The following is a 16926-nucleotide window of genomic DNA, read 5'->3' on the forward strand; positions in this document are numbered from 1 at the left end:
TTATGAAAAAAAGTATTTTAACTTTGGCCTTATTTGCATTTTGCAGTGCAAATGCTTTAGAGGTTCAAGAATTTAAAGGTTTTGCACATCCTGAAAGTGTATATGTAGATAAAAATGCAGTTTATGTATCTAATGTAGGAAAAGAGCTAACTCCATTAAATAAAGACAATGATGGTTTTATTTCAAAATTAGATAAAGATGGAAAAATTTTGGAATTAGAATTTATAAAAGGTCTTAATGCTCCAAAAGGTATGTCTAAAATAGGTGATGTTTTATATGTGGTTGATATTGATATTTTATATGGCTTTGATATAAAAAATAAAAAAGAAATTTTCAAACTTCCTATAAAAAATGCGGTATTTTTAAATGATATTGCTGTGTTAAATAATGACACATTATTAGTTAGTGACACAGGTACAGGATGCATTCACAAAGTATTTTTAAAGGATAAAAAATATGAAAACTTTATCCATTTAGATTCAAAATATGGTGGCCCAAATGGATTGTTAATAGATAAAAATACTTTATTTGTAGTAGGTTATGATCCAAGTGATAAAGCAGGTGGGAAAATCATTAGTATTGATTTAAATTCAAAGAAAATTCAAGAATTAAGCAAAAAAATAGAACAATTTGATGGCATTGTATATGATAAAAATAAAAATCTTTTAGTGTCAAGTTGGGGTAAAAATCTTCAAGGATATATTTATACTCTAAAAGATAACAAAGAAATAAAACTTGATTTAGCCTCTATAAAAGGTCCTGCAGATATGTTTTTTGATGGTGAGTATTTATGGGTGCCAAAAATGGCAGAAAATGCTTTAATTAAAGTAAAAATATAAAAACTTTTAAGCCTTTGGGCTTAAAAGTCAAATAATTCCCCAAGCCAACTTTCTTTTTTCTTGTATTTATAGCCGTTATTATGATGATAGTTTGCTTGTTGGTTATAATTTTGTTGTTGAGGTTGTTGCGTGCTTTGAGAAGAATTTCTTTCTATGATTTTATCAAGCTCACCACGATCAAGCCAAACACCACGGCATTTTGGACAATAATCAATTTCAACTCCATTTCTTTCGCTCATCAATAAGTCAGTATTTACACAAGCTGGACAAGTCATTGTATTCCTTTTTTTGAAAATTTTTGAAAGTATATAAGTTTTAAGTAAATTAAGGGTTTAAATTCCAATCAATAAGACTTTTACCAAGTTTTGATAAAATTTCATTACTTTTTGAAAAATGCTTGCAACCTAAAAAAGCATTTCTTGCTAAAGGCGAAGGATGTGCTGCTTCTAGGATAAAGTGTTTTTGAGGGTTGATTAAATTTTTTTTATTTTTAGCATAATTTCCCCAAAGTAAAAATATCAATCCTTCTTTTTCATTGCTAAGTTTTGATATAACCGCATCGGTAAATTTTTGCCAACCAAAATGTGCATGTGAGGCAGGTTTATTTGCTTCTACACTTAAAATAGAATTTAAAAGTAAAATTCCTTGTTTAGCCCATTTACTTAAATCACCATGTTTTGCTATAGGGATGTTTAAATCATCTTGCAATTCTTTATAGATATTAAGTAAAGATGGGGGAATTTTAACACCCATTGGCACGCTAAAGCTCAAACCCATGGCTTGATGAGGGTTGTGGTAAGGATCTTGTCCTAAAAGTATGATTTTTAAATTTTGTAAAGGGGTTAGATTAAAAGCATTAAAGATTAAATTCGCGGGTGGATATATAGTTTTTCTTTCATTTAAAGCATTGATATAATGAGTTTTTATTTCTAAAAAATAAGGCTTTAAAAACTCTTCTTTTAAAAATTCTTTCCAAGCGTTATCTATTTTAATTTTTTCTAAGCAAATTTCCATTTTTATCCCTACCAAGAAAGTATAAATTCACTTCCTTTATCTTTTTTACTCAAAACTTTTATGTTGATATTGTTTTTATCGGCTATTTGTTTGACTAAATTTAAGCCTATGCCAAAACCACCTTGGTCTTGATTAAAGCGTTTGTAGCGTGTAAAAATTTGAGTAATTTCTTTAGCGCTCATACCTTGACCTTCATCTTTAATACTAAGTGTTTTTTCTTTTAAACAAATAAAGATTTTTTTATTAGTATTGGTGTATTTTATGGCATTGCTTAAAAGATTGTCAAGTAAAATTTGCATTTCTTCTTTATTTGCATAGAAATTTTGCTCTAAAAGCTCTTTTTCAATGATGAGATTTTTTTGAGAGATTAAAGTGTCAAAATATTCTAATCTTTGTTCTAAAAGCTCTTTTAAATTTATATCTTCTTTTGTATTTTCTTTTTGTAAGAAAAAATTTAAGGCTATGAGGTTTTGATAGATATGATTTAAATTTTTACTTGCTAGTTTGATATGATTTAGTTTTTTAGTGTTATTTGGATTTAAATTTGTATCATCAAATTTTTTAATACTAGCTAAAATCACGCTCAAAGGTGTGTTAATTTCATGCGTGGTATCTTTAATAAAATCATTGAGTGTTTTAAATTGTTCTTTGATATTTTTAAAAACAAGCAAGATGAGTATATAAGCAATTATAGCAAGTAGTAAAATACATATAAGTGTATAAAAAATAGTTTTTAATTTTAGTTTCCAAAGTTCATTAGCATAATCGTTAATATCTAAATTATTGTAGTTATCTTTGCGGTATTGTTCTTTTTTAAAGCCAAGATCTTCTGTTTCTATAATGATATGGATATTTTTATGTCTCAAAAAATGAGAATGGTGTTTTGGTTTTCTTAAATTACTCGTATCTATATAAGTATTAAGATTTCTAATCCTTGAAAAATCTATGAATAATCTTTTGTTTTCGTTGTAAATAAAGTTGTTTTCTTTAAGCTGTGTTAATATTTTTAAAGCATCAAAAGTTAAATTACTAAAAATGATTTGATTGTTTGCAACAATAGCAAATTGAGTATTTATTTTTTTAGAAATATAAGAAAAATCATCTTTGTTTAATAAATTTTTATCGTGTCTTGCTTCAATGATATTTTGTAAAATATAATTATAGTGAGTGTATGAGTGTGTGATTTGATTTAATCGTATATAATTTGCTTCTTTTTGATAAAAAGTAATAAAAAAAATCGTTAAAAATATGCCACTTGTGATGATATAAAGGGCTAGAATTTTAAAAATGGTATTATTAAAGTTTTCACTTTTCATTTTCTAGCCTAATGGCATAGCCTATATTTCTTTGATTGATGATAAGGTCTTTACCAAGAATTTTTCTTAAATTTTTGATATACACTCTAAGGCTCATGATCACAGGCTCTTCATCTAAACTCCAAATTTCGTCAAAAATAGTTTCTATATTTACAAAATGAGGGCGTTTTTTTAAAAGTAAAGCTAGGAGTTCTTTTTCTTTATTAGTTAGGTTGATAATTTCTTCATTTTGATAAAGGGTTTTATTGATAGGATCAAAAGAAATATTTTTTGAAGAGCTAAGCAAGATTAAGTCTTCCTTTTGATGACTAAAATTTCTTTTAATGATATTTTTTACACGGATAATTAACTCATCAACATCAAAAGGCTTTTTAATATAATCATCACAACCTGATAAAAATCCTTGTTTTACATCATCAAGCATGGATAAAGAAGTTAAAAATATAGCAGGAGTGTTTTTAGCACTTTCTCTTAATTCCTTTAATACTTCAAAACCATTGCCTTTTGGAACTTTAACATCAAAAATCCAAAGATCAAAATTTTCTTCATAAGCTTTTTCTAGTGCCTCTTGTGCATCATATACACAAGAGACTTTAAAACCTTCATCGCTTAAGGCTTCATTGATGATTTCATTTAAACTTAAATCATCTTCTAAGAGTAGAATTTTTGCTGCCATTTTATCTCATTGAGCAATTTCCATGATTTGCACTATGCCCTTGATGATTCATTTTATGGGCTTTGTGTTCATTTTTGTTATAATGATGTAAATTTAAATCTCGTATTTCTTTGCCACTCATTTCATCGGTTAGTTTTTGCATATCTTCTTGAACGATAGCCTTTCTTTGACTTCTTTCTTGAGGAGAAAGTTTAGAGATGTTTTCGCGTAAGTTACTTTTAAATTGTTGATGAAAAACTTTTGCGTCTTTGTATTTCATCTCATTCATTCTCTTTTTCATTTCTATAATTAAGTCAGCTTGATCTTGTGCTTTTACGCTTTTTGCAAGATTTAAAATTTCATCATTGCTTTTTTTGGAAAAATCAGCACTAAATGCTAAAGAGGCTGCTAAAGAACCCATAATAAATAAACCTATAATTTTTTTCATTTTTTCTCCTTTAAATTAATGATGAGAAATTATAAAAACCCAAGATAAAGCCAAAATAAAATTTATTGACAAACAAAAAGCACATTAGCTTTTAAGCTTTGCTTCTCATTTTTAATAACAGGAAGCACTACACTATCTGCACTAGCTGCTAAACTTGGAGAATTGTATTTGATATTACAACTATCAAAATGAACATTTTTTACTATGCAAGTTTTTGTTAAAGTTTTAGAATAATATTGAGCTTTTTCAAAAGCTTTTTTAAGCGCAAGATCGTATAAATCTTCTTTGTTTGCTTCTAAGGTTGCTTCGTCAAATCCTGCTTGCAAGGCTTTAGTATTAAAAGAAATTAAAGTATTAGTATTGCTGATATTTTCTATATCTTTTATAAGATTTTCATAGTCTTTATTTTTATTTTGTGGGATTTGACAAGTGAAATTAGAATACAATCTATACCCATTAAGTGTTTTTACTCCTTGATAATAATTATAACTTGGCTCTAAAGTATAACTTCCACCTTTACAATAGTCTTCTTTGGCAATACGATCTGAAATTTCTTTGAAAGTTTTAGCAATATGATTTTTTTCATCACTAGAGATGATAGTTTTTTTACTAAGTTCTTCGCTCGCGCTAAAATTTAAAACAGCATTAAAAACATTTGGCATGATTTCATTTGATACTTCTATATTTCTTGAAAATTCTACATTTTGTTTATTATGATTTTTTAAACCTAAAAATTCAGTATTAAAAACTACTCCTAGTACAAACAATACTAAACAAAGTAATCCTAATCCTAAACCTTTTAAAAAACTTTTCATTTTTACTCCTTTTTAAAAATATTTTTTTAATTTTAACATAAAGCTTTTAAGAATAGATTGTATAATTTTTAAAAACAAAGAAAGTTTTAATGCGAAAAATTCATGAAAGTATTTTAAAATGGTATAACGAGAATGGTAGAAAAAACCTTCCTTGGCGTATTTTGCATAAAGAATATAGAAAATATGGTAGCGAGGATGATTTAAAAAAGCTAAAAAATATTGACAATGCTTATGCTGTTTATATTAGCGAGATTATGTTACAACAAACTCAAGTAAAGAGTGTTTTGCAAAATTATTATTTTCAGTTTTTAGCTAAATTTCCTTCTTTAAAAGCGCTTTCTATGGCAAGCGAAGATGAGGTTTTAAAAGCTTGGCAAGGACTTGGGTATTATACTAGAGCTAGGAATATACATAAATGTGCAAAAATTTGTGTGCAAGAATTTAATGCAAAATTACCATTTGACATTAAAGAGCTTCAAAAACTTCCTGGTATTGGAGAATATACAGCTGGTGCTATAGCTTGTTTTGGTTTTTTACAAGCTAAAGCTTTTGTGGATGCAAATATTAAAAGAGTTTTGAGTAGATTTTATAGTTTGCAAAATCCAAACTCTAAACTTTTAACGCAAAAAGCAAAAGAGTTTTTAAACTATGATAATGCATTTGATCATAATCAAGCTTTGTTGGATATAGGGGCTTTGATTTGTTTACCTAAAAATGCAAAATGCAAGCTTTGCCCCATAGAGAGTTTTTGTAGTGGAAAAAATGAATATGAAAAATTTCATGTATCTAAAAAAACTCAATATGAAAATATTATTTTAAATATACTCATAGTGCAAAAAAATGAGCAGTTTTTGCTTATCAAAAGCAAAGAAAAGCTATATTTTAATATGTATAATTTTTTAGAATACAATAAAGAAAAAAATGCAAAATTCATAGGTGAATTTAAACACTCTTACACCAAATATAAAATTAATGCCAAGGTGTATTTTTTAAAAGATGATGATTTTGAAGATTTCAAAGCAAAAGCATTTTCTTATAAAGAATTAGAACATCTTGCACTTTCAAAACTTGCCTTAAAAGCGTTTGAGCTTTTTAAAAAGAGTGATTATGCATTTTGAGAAAATTTATATAGAATTAAGTGATATTTGTGGATTAAAATGTGATTTTTGTCCTAGTCAAAAAGCGCAAAGAAAACAAATGAGCCTTGAAAATTTTGAAAAAATTTGCAAAAGTGTGCATAGTCATGCCAAGCTTTTTACTTTTCATGTGCTTGGAGATCCTTTAAGGGTTTTAAATTTAAAAGAGTATCTAAAAATAGCTTTTAAATTTAATATGCAAATAGAGCTTACTACGAGTGGATTTTATTTTGATGAAGAAAAAATCAATCTTGCTTTAAGTTTTAAAAATATACACCAAATTAATATCTCTTTGGGTGCTTTTTTATCTCAAAGTAGAATGAGCTTAAAAGAATACTTTGAGCCTGTTTTAAAACTTATTTTTTTGCACTTAGAAAATAAAAACAATTCTTTTATCAATTTAAGACTTTGGAATTTAGATAAAAATTTCAACCCACCTTTAGAAAATGAGAAAATTTATGATTTTTTAGAGCAAAATTTTAAAGTAAAAATTCAAAAGCAAAAAGCTAAAAATCGCCTAGAAAGGCATGTTATATTACACCAAGCTAGGCTTTTTAAATGGCCTTCTTTGAAAGATGAGGTTATTAGGGAGAATGGGTGTTGTCATGCTTTAAATGGACAAATTGCTATTTTAAGCGATGGAACTTTAGTGCCTTGTTGTTTGGATACTAAAGGGGATATAAAACTTGGAAATTGTTTTGAAAAAGATTTTAGCGAGCTTTTAAATTCGTCTTTATATATAGAATTAAAAGAAGGTTTCAAGCAAGGAATTCTAAAAGCTGATCTTTGCAAAAGATGTGAGTTTTTGCAATTTAAAAACTGATTTTCCTTACTCGGACAATTATGATTTCAGGAAATTCTTCATCTAAAAAAGGTTCTTCAAAAAATCCATCTATGATAAAACCATTTTTAAAACAAGTGTTAAAAATTTCTTCTAAAGAACGGTGGTAGTAGTGATGTTTTACAGGTTGTTTTTCAAATGCATGCCCAAGATAATTATGCGGACTAAGATATTTTTTAGTTAATGTTACAAAACAAGGATGTTGAGTAGCAAAAACAAAAATTCCATTTTCTTTTAGTAGAGAATAAAGACTTTTAAATAAGGGCTGGATATTTTCCACATCCATGATAGCCGTATTTGAAACAGCTTTGCTAAAGGTGTGTTTTTTAGCTAAATTTTGCAAAGTTAATTTATCAGTAGCATCTATAGTTTGAAAATGAATTTTGTGTAAAAAATTTTTCCATCTTTGTTTTGCTAATTTTATCATTTGATCACTATAATCAAAAGCATAAACATTTATGTTGTATTTTTTGCACATATAAGCGGAAAAATTTCCATTTCCACAAGCAATATCTAGAATATAATCATTATCTTGTATGTTTAGCAATTCTTCAACTTTAGGACGCACAACTTTTTTATGAAATTCATTAGAATCATCTCCCATTTGTATATCCCAAAATTTTGCATTAATATCCCATGCTTTTTGCATTTTAAAAACCTAAATTAACTCCACCCTCATTGTTGATTTGATAGTTTGCATCCAAACCATGTTCTATTTCTTCTTCTTTGTCATTGTCTTTAGAATGTTTAAAAATATCTTCGGTAATTTTTGTAGCTATACCTCTAAGGGCTTTTTGTTTGCTTGATTTGCTTGTAGAACTCATTTTAAATTCTAAGGTATTGGAAGCTTTGATTTGAGTTGTAGCAAATTCTATCAAACGATAATCAATGTTAATATTATAAGTTTGAGTGTTAATTTCATTTTGTGTTTGTGTTATTTTAGGGTTTAAAATAAGTAAAAAATCAGCCCCTAAAACATTATAAAGCTTAACAAGTTCATCATCGCTTGCATTTTTTATAAGTAAAGATTTTTCTTGATTATAAAGATCAAGATTTGCTCTATCTAAAATTCTAAATTTTTTACTTTGGAGCAAAACGCTTAAAAGCTCTTGTTCAAATTTAGCTGAAAGTTCATCTTTAACTTTATTGATGATAATTAGCGAACTTTTATCTTCAAGATTTTTTTCACTATAAAGTTTTTTGTAAATCACAACTTTTGCATGGAATTCATTTTGATTTGTTTGAGTTAAAGATTTAATATCATAGCTATTAAAAACTCCATTGCTAACTAAGTCTATTTCTTCATCATAACCTATATTGAAATTTCCGTTAAAACTAAATTCGAATTTTTTAAGCTTAACTTGTTTTAAGCCCTCCATTTTCCCAAGAGCTTCATTGATGGCATTTTTTATTGCTTCACTTCTTGTATTTCCAAAACCCTCACCATAACTTTTTTTGTTTAAAGCGCTTTGTGCTTGACAAAAACAAACAAGAGCGAAAAAAAGAATTAGTAGTTTTTTTACCATGTTACACTCTTGCTTTTACCTGTTTTATCAATAGTTTTTTCATCTTCCCAAAAAGCTAAACCGCTAGTTAAATCTGTAAGAATTAAATGGAAAAAATATTCAGTTTGGATTTTGCCATTATAAAGTTTAACGGTATCTTGTCTGATTTTACCAGAAAGTGAGAAATTTGGGGCCAAAAGTGTGCCTTTTTTAGCTATGGAATTTTGATTAAATTCTTCATTGTCTCTTAAATCTCTTACATCATGAGATAAACTATCTTTTGCTCCACCTGCTGCTACAGCGGTTGTTAGTATAAATTTACCAGATTTTCTTAATGCTATGGTAATTTTCGAAGTGAGTTTATCTGTGTCTATTCTTTGCGGGGTGTCATTGATGATTTTTCCTATGGCAATAACTTTTCTATTAGAGCTATTTAAATTTGCAAAAGCAGGATCACTAAGCAAGCTTTGTATCATACCTTCAGCAGTTTTTTCAAAATCTTCTCTATCAAGTCCTAAAGTAAGTGCGTTTCCTTGAACTTTTTGCGAAGCTTTACCATCAGTATATTTTGGTTGTGAAGAACAAGCGCTGAAAATCAAAAGCGCAAAAACCATAAAAAATAAACTTTTTTTCATTTTATCTCCTTATTTTTCTTTAATTTTGTAAATAATATTTGAATTTGGCACAAAAGATCTTATAAGCACAATATAATTTTTATCTTTTTCCAGCTCATCTTCAAAGATTATTTTTTCTTTATCATTATAAATTTTAACTAAACCTTCATTTTTTAGCATTAAAATACTAGCACTTTTTGGTAAAGCTTGCCACATTCTAAGATCTGCTTTATTGATTAAAGCAGTGCTAACAGTGCTAATAAATGATAAAAAGCCACTAGAATCATTATTAGCTATGGCTAAATTAATTGAAGTTTTAAGAGCGCTTGAGGCTAGGGTTTTCATCACCATAGAGGGTAAAAGAGTTTTAAATTCACTTGCTATAATATCATCAAAATAAATTAGATTTTGTGTTTTTTCATCTTGACTTTGCAAGAATTTATAAGAAGCATTTCTTGATTTTAAATAAGCAAAAGCTACACTAATATTTGCAAGATTATCATTAAAAACAAATGGCAGGGTAAGATCAAATTCTTCTTTTGTAGCACTAAAACCATCTTCATAAATGATAAAAATATATTTTTGTTGAGGGAAGGATGTTTTTAAATGAGTGAATTTTTCAAATACTTGAAATTGTTTTTGAAGTTGTTTGTTTTTTACATCGCTTAATGCTACTTCTTTTAAAAGATCATAAGCTTTAATATAATCTTTATCAAAAAAGAAAAATAAAGCACTAAGATAACTAGCATAGATATTAGTATAATTTTTATTTGCGTTAAATGTGCTAAGAAGATTATCATATTGTTTATAGATAGGGCTTAAATTTTGCTGAAAACTCGCATATGTTTTTTTATCTTTTTGAAGTTCTTTTTGGTATTCTTCTTGAGCTTTTTGTATATAATCATAAAAATATTCTTTCATTCTATCTTGTCTGTATAAAGCTCTGTTAAACTCTACTCTTGCATTTTTAAAATCTCCCAAGCTCATATAATTTAAACCTTTGTAGGTATTTAGCATAATCCTTTCATAAAAATAACCTTGATAATCATTGATGGTGTCATTAAGTAAAATTTCGCTAAAATTTCTTGCGGCTTTTTGAAGCCCGTTTTGTAAATCTACATCATATTTGTAAGCCTCTTCTGCTTTATCAAAAAAAGCATTACTTTTTTCATAATCTTTACAAACTCTTGCTAAAGAGGCTAAATTTAACCCTGTGTATATAGTGTCTTTGTCTGCATTTTTTAAAGTTAAAGTATTTTCATTACATTGTTTGTTTATAAAGGCTTTTTCATAAGATAAATTAACATTAGCATGATTTGAACAAGCACTTAAAAAAAGTAAAATAAAAAGATAAAAACAAGAGTAATAAAGCTTCATAATATCCCTTTTTTAGTATAAATTTAAAAAAATAAGTTATAATTTTCATTTTTAGAGAGGTGTCCGAGTGGTCGAAGGAGCACGCCTGGAACGCGTGTGTGGGGCAACTCACCGAGGGTTCGAATCCCTTCCTCTCTGCCACTATGCACTTTTGTTATACTGACTTCCTATGTAATCTTGTGATGAATTTTGTGTGTATGATTTTATGGCTTTAGAATTTGGATTTGCTTTTTTATCGTCTTCGTCTTTATTTTTATCATTTTGAGTTTTTGATTCTTCTGCTTTTATTTTAGCTTGTTCGGTGCGTGCATCATTTTGCATTTGCATAGCATTAGCTGCTACTTTATAATCTTGGGGGCTAGGATCAGCTGGTGCCATAGCTGCAGCAATTACTTGCATAGCATTGGCTATAGTTTCTTCAGGAGTATTGCCTTTTTGCATTCTTATAGGCACTTCTCCTTCAACTGCATACATTTTATTATCAGGACCTCTTGTATAGCCAAAACTTGCAGCTCCTGCTAAGGCTCCACCTGCTGCTTGGTGGGCTGCTTCATGAGCCCTTACTTCTCTGTCGATTTTTTCAAGCTCTCGTACCTGTTTTACTTCTTCACTACTTAAGTCTTTACCATTAACTTTTTGAGTTTTTTCATCTTTTTCTTGATCGTTTTTATTTTCTTTTGTTTGCTGTGGGTTTTCTTTTTCAGAAATATTTTCTTTTGTTTGTTCTTTGTCTTTGTTTTGATAAGGATTTTGCGTATAAAAGGCACCGCCATAACTTGAGCTAATTTGCATTAAAATCCTTTTTAAATATAATTTCATATTTTTAGCACAAAAAAGTTAAAAAATATATAAAATTTATAAAATAAGTATTTTATAAAATGTTAAGCAAAATAAAGTATAATTTTAACTTCTTTTTATGTCAGGGTAGCTCAGCTGGCTAGAGCGCTGGTCTCATAAGCCGGAGGTCGGGAGTTCAAGTCTCCCCCTTGACACCACTTAAAATATCTTTTTAATGTTATATTTATTTTTTATATTTTCTAAATTAGCTTTCAAGAATGCTTATAAGTATAGTTTTTTGATTATATTTAATTTATTGTAATGCCCTTATTTTACAAGGACATTAAAAATTTAGTGACCTAGGGTATGGATCGGGTCTGTGTAGCCGTGCACTAGAGTTTCTTTTCTAGATTTATCATATTGATAGTGCAAAGTAAAAGTAGCATTTAAATCTTCAATAATCATATTGATTAAGTTCTTCTTGAGTGCCAAGTAGCATTAATATATCGTTTAAATAAGCGGTATTTTCTAGATTTGGCATAATGCTCCAAGTATCATGTTGTTTGTGTGCAATGACTTTTAAATTTTGTCCAATGGATTGCAAAGTTTTCCCCGCTAAATTCTCATCGATTAAAAGTTTTGCTACCTTTATGGTGTTGGCTGAAAGATCTATGATTTCAAAATTTGGATTAGTGATAAGAATTTTAGCCAAACGCTTTGCAGATTCTTTTTCAGGATAGATGACTTTATTAACCCCAAGTTTTGAAAGAATTTGTCCATGTGTAGAAGAATTTGCTTTAGCTATGATATTTTTTACCCCTATTTCTTTTAAGGCCATGAAGGTAAGTATGCTTGATTCTAGATTTTCACCTATACTAAGTATGACAACATCAGCATTTGAATAGCCCGCTTCTTTCAAAGCTATGGTGTGAGTAGAATCTAAGATATAAGCAAAATCTGCATGATCTTGCAACTCTTTAACAGCTTCTTCATCAATATCTGAAACAATAACTCTTTTGCCTTGGTCAATAAGTTCTTTTGCTAAAACAGAGCCAAATCTTCCAAGTCCTATAATACCATAAGTTTCTTTTTTCATAGTATGATTTTTCCTTTTGGATAATTTAAATATTTTTCTTTTTCTTTAAAAAATATACTAAATAAAAACGCAAGCACGCCCACTCTACCGCTAAGCATTAGTAAAATAACAATAAGTTTACTTTCGGAGCTAAAAAGCGCACTAAGTGATAAGGTCCCACCATCGCCAACTGAAACACCTACTGTGGCAAATGCTGAACTTGTTTCAAAAAGCAAAGGTAAAAAACTTTTATCATCTTCAATCAAAGATAAAAGCAACACGCAGGTAATAATATAAACAATTGAACTTACTGCTATAATGAAAGCTTTATTAATAGTTTCGCTTGGAATTTCAAAGTTAAAAATTCTTGCATTACTATCTTTGATACTCCAATATGCATAAATTAATAATACTGCAATAGTAGTTACTTTAATGCCCCCCGCAGTTCCACCTGGTGCACCACCTACAATCATAAACAAAGATCCAAAAAATAAGCTTGCATCCTTAAAGGTGCTAAGATCAAGAGTGTTAAATCCTGCAGTTCGGTAATTTACCGCTGTAAAATATGCACTCATAATTTTATCAAAAAGAGAAAATTCTCCTATGCTTTTTGGGTTGTGATATTCAAATAAAAACACAATCAAACTTGCAAAAATGATTAGTATAATAGTGGAAATTAAAACAAGCTTTGTATGCAGACTTAGACTAGCAAAGCGTTTTTTTGAAAAAAAGTATAATTCTAGCAATACAAAATAGCCCAAACCGCCAATAATAATCAAAGAGGTAATGATAAAGTTAATCCAAAAATCATCCCTATAAGGCATTAAGCCACTTTCAAATATGCTAAAACCTGCATTATTAAAAGCAGAAATGGAGTGAAAAATACTAGCCCATAGAGCATCAGTTAAATTCATATCTAATTTAAATCTTAAAAATAATAAAACAGCACCAACAATTTCAATAGCAAATACAAAAAATAAAACCTTTTTCAAAAATCCCACAAGCCCATCAGCACCAGGATAAATTAAGGATTCTCTTAAAAGATTTTTTTCTCCAAAACTCATCTTTTTCCGTACTAAAATATATAAAGCCATGGCTATACTCATATAGCCTAAACCACCTATTTGGATAAGTAGTAAAATAACAAGCTGTCCATAAAAACTAAAATCTAATGAAGTATTTAGCACAATGAGTCCTGTCATACTTACAGCTGAAGCACTAGTAAAAAATGCATCTAAAAAAGATATTGGTTTAGTGTGCATAATGGGTAGCATAAGGATGAAAGTGCCAAAAAGAGCTATAAGTATATAACCTATAAATAAGATTCTTATATTATTTCTATCTAAAGATAATTTTGCCATTTTATTTCTTTAAAAATTAAAAAAATATTCTACTTAAAATTAGTTAATAAGTAAAAGAAGAAAACTTTCCGCTAAAAGCGGAAAGTAAGAGCATTAAAGCATTCCTACTGCTAAAAATCCTAATGAAACAGCAATAGCAATAGCCAATACACCCGGGATAAAGAATGCGTGATTAAATATAAATTTTCCAATTCTTGTTGTACCTGTATCATCCATTTGAACTGCACCTAATAAAGTAGGATAGGTTGGAAGTACAAAAAGTGCTGAAACAGCAGCAAAACAAGCAACTAGCATATAAGAATCTGCAGGATTTGTAGCTGAAATTCCTAATGCAGCAACGATAACTGGAACAATAGCTTTTGCAGTAGCTGCTTGAGAGTATAAAAGCATACTAGCAAAGAAGAAAGCAACTGCAAGCATAGCAGGAGTTTGTTTAACCCATTCACCCGCTACTTCTTTAATACCTGCTTCATGGCCTGCAACGAAAGTATTTCCAAGCCAAGCAACACCAAATACACATACACAAGCTGTCATACCTGATTTAAATACACTTGTATCTAAAATTTTTGCAGGTTCAACTTTACATAAGAATGTAATTAAAGTTGCAGCAGTTAATAAAAAGCTCATAATTGCAGCATCTCTTGGGATAACTACAGGATCGATCCATTTAATATTATTAGAAATTGCAGTAGCATAAAGAACAACTGCTAATACCGTAAATAAAAATATAGCAACTGAAAGTTTTGCACCCGGTTTATCTTCACTATGTAAAACATCTGAAGCACTTTTTACAAGACCAGCTTTTAAGCGTTCTTGATATACAGGGTCTTTGCTAAGATCCATTGGAGTAATTAAACTTACAATAAAAGCTGTAATCATACAAGCAGCAAAAGTAGTTACAATCCAAATTCCAATTAATGCAGGATAGTTCCAGCCAAGTGGCTCTAATACACCAGTCATATAAACAACAGCAGCACTAACTGGAGAAGCTGTAATACCAATTTGTGAAGCAACAACCATTAATGAAAGTGGAGCTGATGGCTTAATATTTTGAGATTTTGCAACATCAATAACAACAGGCATTAATGAAAATACTGCATTACCAGTACCTGCTAAAATAGTAAGTAACCAACCACAAGCTGGTGCAAGATAATTAATGAATTTTGGGTGTTTACGCAAAATTCTTTCAGTAACTTTTACCATGTAGTCTAAGCCACCTGCTTGTTGCATTGCAGAAATCGCAGCAATAGCAGCAGCAATGATTAAAATAACATCCCAAGGAATATTACCTGGCTTCATGCCTAAAACAAGACCTAAAATAACAACACCCAAACCTCCGGCATAGCCTATTGCTATGCCTCCAAGGCGGATACCTATGAATATTGCCCCAAGGAAGACAACAAGTTGTAAAATAATCATAATATCCATGATTAAACTCCTAAGTTATTAAGCTTTTCTTTTTTCTGTCATATGAGGATTTAACATATTTTCTGGTGTTAAAATCTCATCAATTTTTTCTTTTGGTAAATAGCCTCTTTCAAGACAAATATCACCTACTGCTTTTCCAGTTTCTAGAGCTTCTTTTGCAATACTTGCAGATTTTTCATAACCTAAAACAGGATTAAATGCAGTCACGATTCCGATTGAATTTAATACAAGTTTTTTGCAGTTTTCAGGATTTGCTTTTAATCCTTTAATAGCTTTTTCAGCTAAAGTTTTCATTGCATTTTCAAGCAATACGATCGAGTTAAATAACCCATAAGCAATGCCTGGCTCAAAAGCATTAAGTTCAAATTCACCTCTTTCAGAGCAAAGCATAATAGTAACATCATTACCTATAACTTCATAGCAAGCTTCGCCAACTGCTTCACAAATTACAGGGTTTACTTTACCTGGCATAATAGAACTACCCGGTTGCATAGCAGGCAAACTAATTTCAGCTAGACCGCATCTTGGACCTGAATTCATCAACCTTAAATCATTTGCGATTTTAGATAATCTTACAGCTGCAGTTTTTAATGCGCCACTTACATGTACAAAATCAGCTGTATCTTGAGTAGCTGCAATGAAATCTTCAGCAGGTTTAAAATCAACACCAGTGATTTCTTTTAATTTTTTCTCAACCACAAATTTATAATCAGGGTGGCAGTTAATTCCTGTTCCAATAGCTGTAGCACCTAAATTTAAATAGCTCATTGATTCACGAGCTGCTGTGATCTTTTCAATATCACTTTTAATATAGCTAGCAAAAGCATTGAAAGTGTTTCCTAAGGTTGTAGGAACCGCATCTTCAAGTTCTGTTCTACCCATTTTGATGATATCTTTGTATTCTTTAGCTTTAGCTTCTAATTCAGCTTTTAAACCTTCCATAGCTTTTAAAAGATCACTAAGTTTTGCATAGGTTGCTACTTTGATTGAGCTTGGATAGGTATCGTTTGTAGATTGACCTAAATTTGTATGATCATTTGGGTGAAGGTATTGATATTCTCCTTTTTTATGACCCATACTTTCAAGAGCAATATTTGTGATAACTTCGTTAGTGTTCATATTTGTGCTAGTACCAGCACCACCTTGGATCATATCCACAACAAATTGATCTAAAAATTCACCAGCAATCAATCTATCGCAAGCTTTAGCAATAGCATCAGCTTTATCTGCATCAAGAACTCCAACTTCTTTGTTAGCTAGAGCAGCTGCTTTTTTAACTTGAGCAAAAGCTTTTACAAAATAAGGATAATCTTGCAGTCTTCTACCACTCATATTGAAGTTTTCTAGTGCTCTAAAAGTTTGCACTCCATAATAAACTTCATCAGAAATTTCTAACTCACCAATAAAGTCGTGTTCTTTTCTTGTTCCCATGATGTACTCCTTGTGGGTTTTATTTAAGTTTCGTTTATGAACTTAATAGGTATTATATAACAATTTTTTATAAAAGTTTCATAAAATTTTCCAATTTTTTCTAATTTTAATAAAAATATATAAAATAATATAAAGTATTGATATTCATTTTCTAAATAGTGGATATTTTATGAATAATTTTATTTATAATGATATTAATTATATTTATTTTTTGTATATTTTTTTGAAGTATTTGTTGAAGTTATGATTGTAATGGGTATGATTTTTCAGATAATTTGATTATAAGCTATCATC

At 29.3% G+C, this 16926-nt stretch carries 18 protein-coding genes and 2 tRNA genes; 5 read left to right on the top strand and 15 right to left on the bottom strand.

From position 1 onward, the window contains the following. Nucleotides 1-2: 2 nt before the first annotated feature. A complete protein-coding gene (locus tag L8X38_RS04960; protein WP_263661451.1) occupies nucleotides 3-839 on the top strand; it encodes an ATP-binding protein in 837 nt (278 codons plus the stop codon). Nucleotides 840-859: 20 nt separating this feature from the next. On the opposite strand, the gene L8X38_RS04965 is transcribed toward L8X38_RS04960, so the two are convergent. The 6 genes from L8X38_RS04965 to L8X38_RS04990 form a co-directional block, all read right to left on the bottom strand. Then, nucleotides 860-1114 carry a zf-TFIIB domain-containing protein gene (locus L8X38_RS04965; protein WP_263661452.1) on the bottom strand — a complete coding sequence of 85 codons (255 nt, stop codon included), beginning with the start codon at nucleotides 1112-1114 and terminating at the stop codon, nucleotides 860-862. A gap of 49 nt (nucleotides 1115-1163) precedes the next feature. Further along, complete coding sequence (ung, locus tag L8X38_RS04970) at nucleotides 1164-1853, bottom strand: uracil-DNA glycosylase (RefSeq protein ID WP_133319173.1); 690 nt, start codon at nucleotides 1851-1853, stop codon at nucleotides 1164-1166. 8 nt (nucleotides 1854-1861) lie between these two features. After that, nucleotides 1862-3169 (bottom strand): sensor histidine kinase, encoded by a 1308-nt coding sequence (locus L8X38_RS04975; protein ID WP_263661453.1) that lies wholly within the window; start codon nucleotides 3167-3169, stop codon nucleotides 1862-1864. Continuing rightward, the gene (locus tag L8X38_RS04980; RefSeq protein ID WP_263661454.1) at nucleotides 3159-3845 is read right to left on the bottom strand and encodes a response regulator transcription factor; all 687 of its coding nucleotides are present in this window, start codon (nucleotides 3843-3845) and stop codon (nucleotides 3159-3161) included. The genes L8X38_RS04975 and L8X38_RS04980 overlap by 11 nt, the downstream gene beginning before the upstream one ends. Nucleotide 3846: 1 nt before the next feature. Then, entirely contained in the window at nucleotides 3847-4272 is a 426-nt protein-coding gene (locus L8X38_RS04985) for a DUF1104 domain-containing protein (RefSeq protein WP_263661455.1), read from the bottom strand. A 62-nt stretch (nucleotides 4273-4334) separates the two neighbouring features. Further along, nucleotides 4335-5087 (bottom strand): SIMPL domain-containing protein, encoded by a 753-nt coding sequence (locus L8X38_RS04990; protein WP_263660360.1) that lies wholly within the window; start codon nucleotides 5085-5087, stop codon nucleotides 4335-4337. 89 nt (nucleotides 5088-5176) lie between these two features. Here L8X38_RS04990 and mutY point away from each other — a divergent pair, with 89 nt between their 5' ends. Next, nucleotides 5177-6205: an A/G-specific adenine glycosylase gene (gene mutY, locus L8X38_RS04995; RefSeq protein ID WP_263661456.1), complete on the top strand. Its 1029-nt coding sequence runs from the start codon at nucleotides 5177-5179 to the stop codon at nucleotides 6203-6205. Next, nucleotides 6195-7046: a radical SAM/SPASM domain-containing protein gene (locus L8X38_RS05000; protein WP_263661457.1), complete on the top strand. Its 852-nt coding sequence runs from the start codon at nucleotides 6195-6197 to the stop codon at nucleotides 7044-7046. The genes mutY and L8X38_RS05000 overlap by 11 nt, the downstream gene beginning before the upstream one ends. Here the strand turns inward: L8X38_RS05000 and L8X38_RS05005 are convergent. The 4 genes from L8X38_RS05005 to L8X38_RS05020 are packed head-to-tail and all read right to left on the bottom strand — an operon-like array spanning nucleotide 7036 to nucleotide 10560. Continuing rightward, nucleotides 7036-7713 (bottom strand): class I SAM-dependent methyltransferase, encoded by a 678-nt coding sequence (locus L8X38_RS05005; RefSeq protein WP_263661458.1) that lies wholly within the window; start codon nucleotides 7711-7713, stop codon nucleotides 7036-7038. The genes L8X38_RS05000 and L8X38_RS05005 overlap by 11 nt on opposite strands. Before the next feature lies 1 nt (nucleotide 7714). Continuing rightward, on the bottom strand, nucleotides 7715-8590 hold the full coding sequence (locus tag L8X38_RS05010; RefSeq protein WP_263661459.1) for a CsgG/HfaB family protein: 876 nt from the start codon (nucleotides 8588-8590) through the stop codon (nucleotides 7715-7717). Continuing rightward, on the bottom strand, nucleotides 8584-9204 hold the full coding sequence (gene lpoB / locus L8X38_RS05015; protein WP_263661460.1) for a penicillin-binding protein activator LpoB: 621 nt from the start codon (nucleotides 9202-9204) through the stop codon (nucleotides 8584-8586). The genes L8X38_RS05010 and lpoB overlap by 7 nt, the downstream gene beginning before the upstream one ends. 9 nt (nucleotides 9205-9213) lie before the next feature. Further along, nucleotides 9214-10560, bottom strand: coding sequence for a hypothetical protein (locus tag L8X38_RS05020; protein WP_263661461.1), 1347 nt, complete (start codon nucleotides 10558-10560; stop codon nucleotides 9214-9216). A gap of 53 nt (nucleotides 10561-10613) precedes the next feature. Here L8X38_RS05020 and L8X38_RS05025 point away from each other — a divergent pair. Then, nucleotides 10614-10701: transfer RNA gene (locus L8X38_RS05025), tRNA-Ser, on the top strand. Here the strand turns inward: L8X38_RS05025 and L8X38_RS05030 are convergent. After that, a complete protein-coding gene (locus tag L8X38_RS05030) occupies nucleotides 10702-11352 on the bottom strand; it encodes a putative metalloprotease CJM1_0395 family protein (RefSeq protein WP_263661462.1) in 651 nt (216 codons plus the stop codon). A gap of 126 nt (nucleotides 11353-11478) precedes the next feature. Here L8X38_RS05030 and L8X38_RS05035 point away from each other — a divergent pair. Beyond that, nucleotides 11479-11555 (top strand) — tRNA-Met (locus tag L8X38_RS05035). Nucleotides 11556-11791: 236 nt separating this feature from the next. On the opposite strand, the gene L8X38_RS05040 is transcribed toward L8X38_RS05035, so the two are convergent. The 4 genes from L8X38_RS05040 to L8X38_RS05055 form a co-directional block, all read right to left on the bottom strand. Continuing rightward, on the bottom strand, nucleotides 11792-12433 hold the full coding sequence (locus L8X38_RS05040; protein WP_133319183.1) for a potassium channel family protein: 642 nt from the start codon (nucleotides 12431-12433) through the stop codon (nucleotides 11792-11794). After that, nucleotides 12430-13773, bottom strand: coding sequence for a TrkH family potassium uptake protein (locus L8X38_RS05045; RefSeq protein ID WP_133319184.1), 1344 nt, complete (start codon nucleotides 13771-13773; stop codon nucleotides 12430-12432). Before L8X38_RS05045 ends, L8X38_RS05040 begins: the two co-directional genes overlap by 4 nt. 93 nt (nucleotides 13774-13866) lie before the next feature. Next, on the bottom strand, nucleotides 13867-15201 hold the full coding sequence (locus L8X38_RS05050; RefSeq protein WP_133319185.1) for an anaerobic C4-dicarboxylate transporter: 1335 nt from the start codon (nucleotides 15199-15201) through the stop codon (nucleotides 13867-13869). An 18-nt stretch (nucleotides 15202-15219) separates the two neighbouring features. After that, complete coding sequence (locus tag L8X38_RS05055; RefSeq protein ID WP_263661463.1) at nucleotides 15220-16632, bottom strand: aspartate ammonia-lyase; 1413 nt, start codon at nucleotides 16630-16632, stop codon at nucleotides 15220-15222. Nucleotides 16633-16926: the final 294 nt, after the last annotated feature.

It is taken from the genome of Campylobacter sp. CNRCH_2014_2452 (assembly GCF_025772865.1).
Lineage (GTDB): Bacteria > Campylobacterota > Campylobacteria > Campylobacterales > Campylobacteraceae > Campylobacter_D > Campylobacter_D lari_D.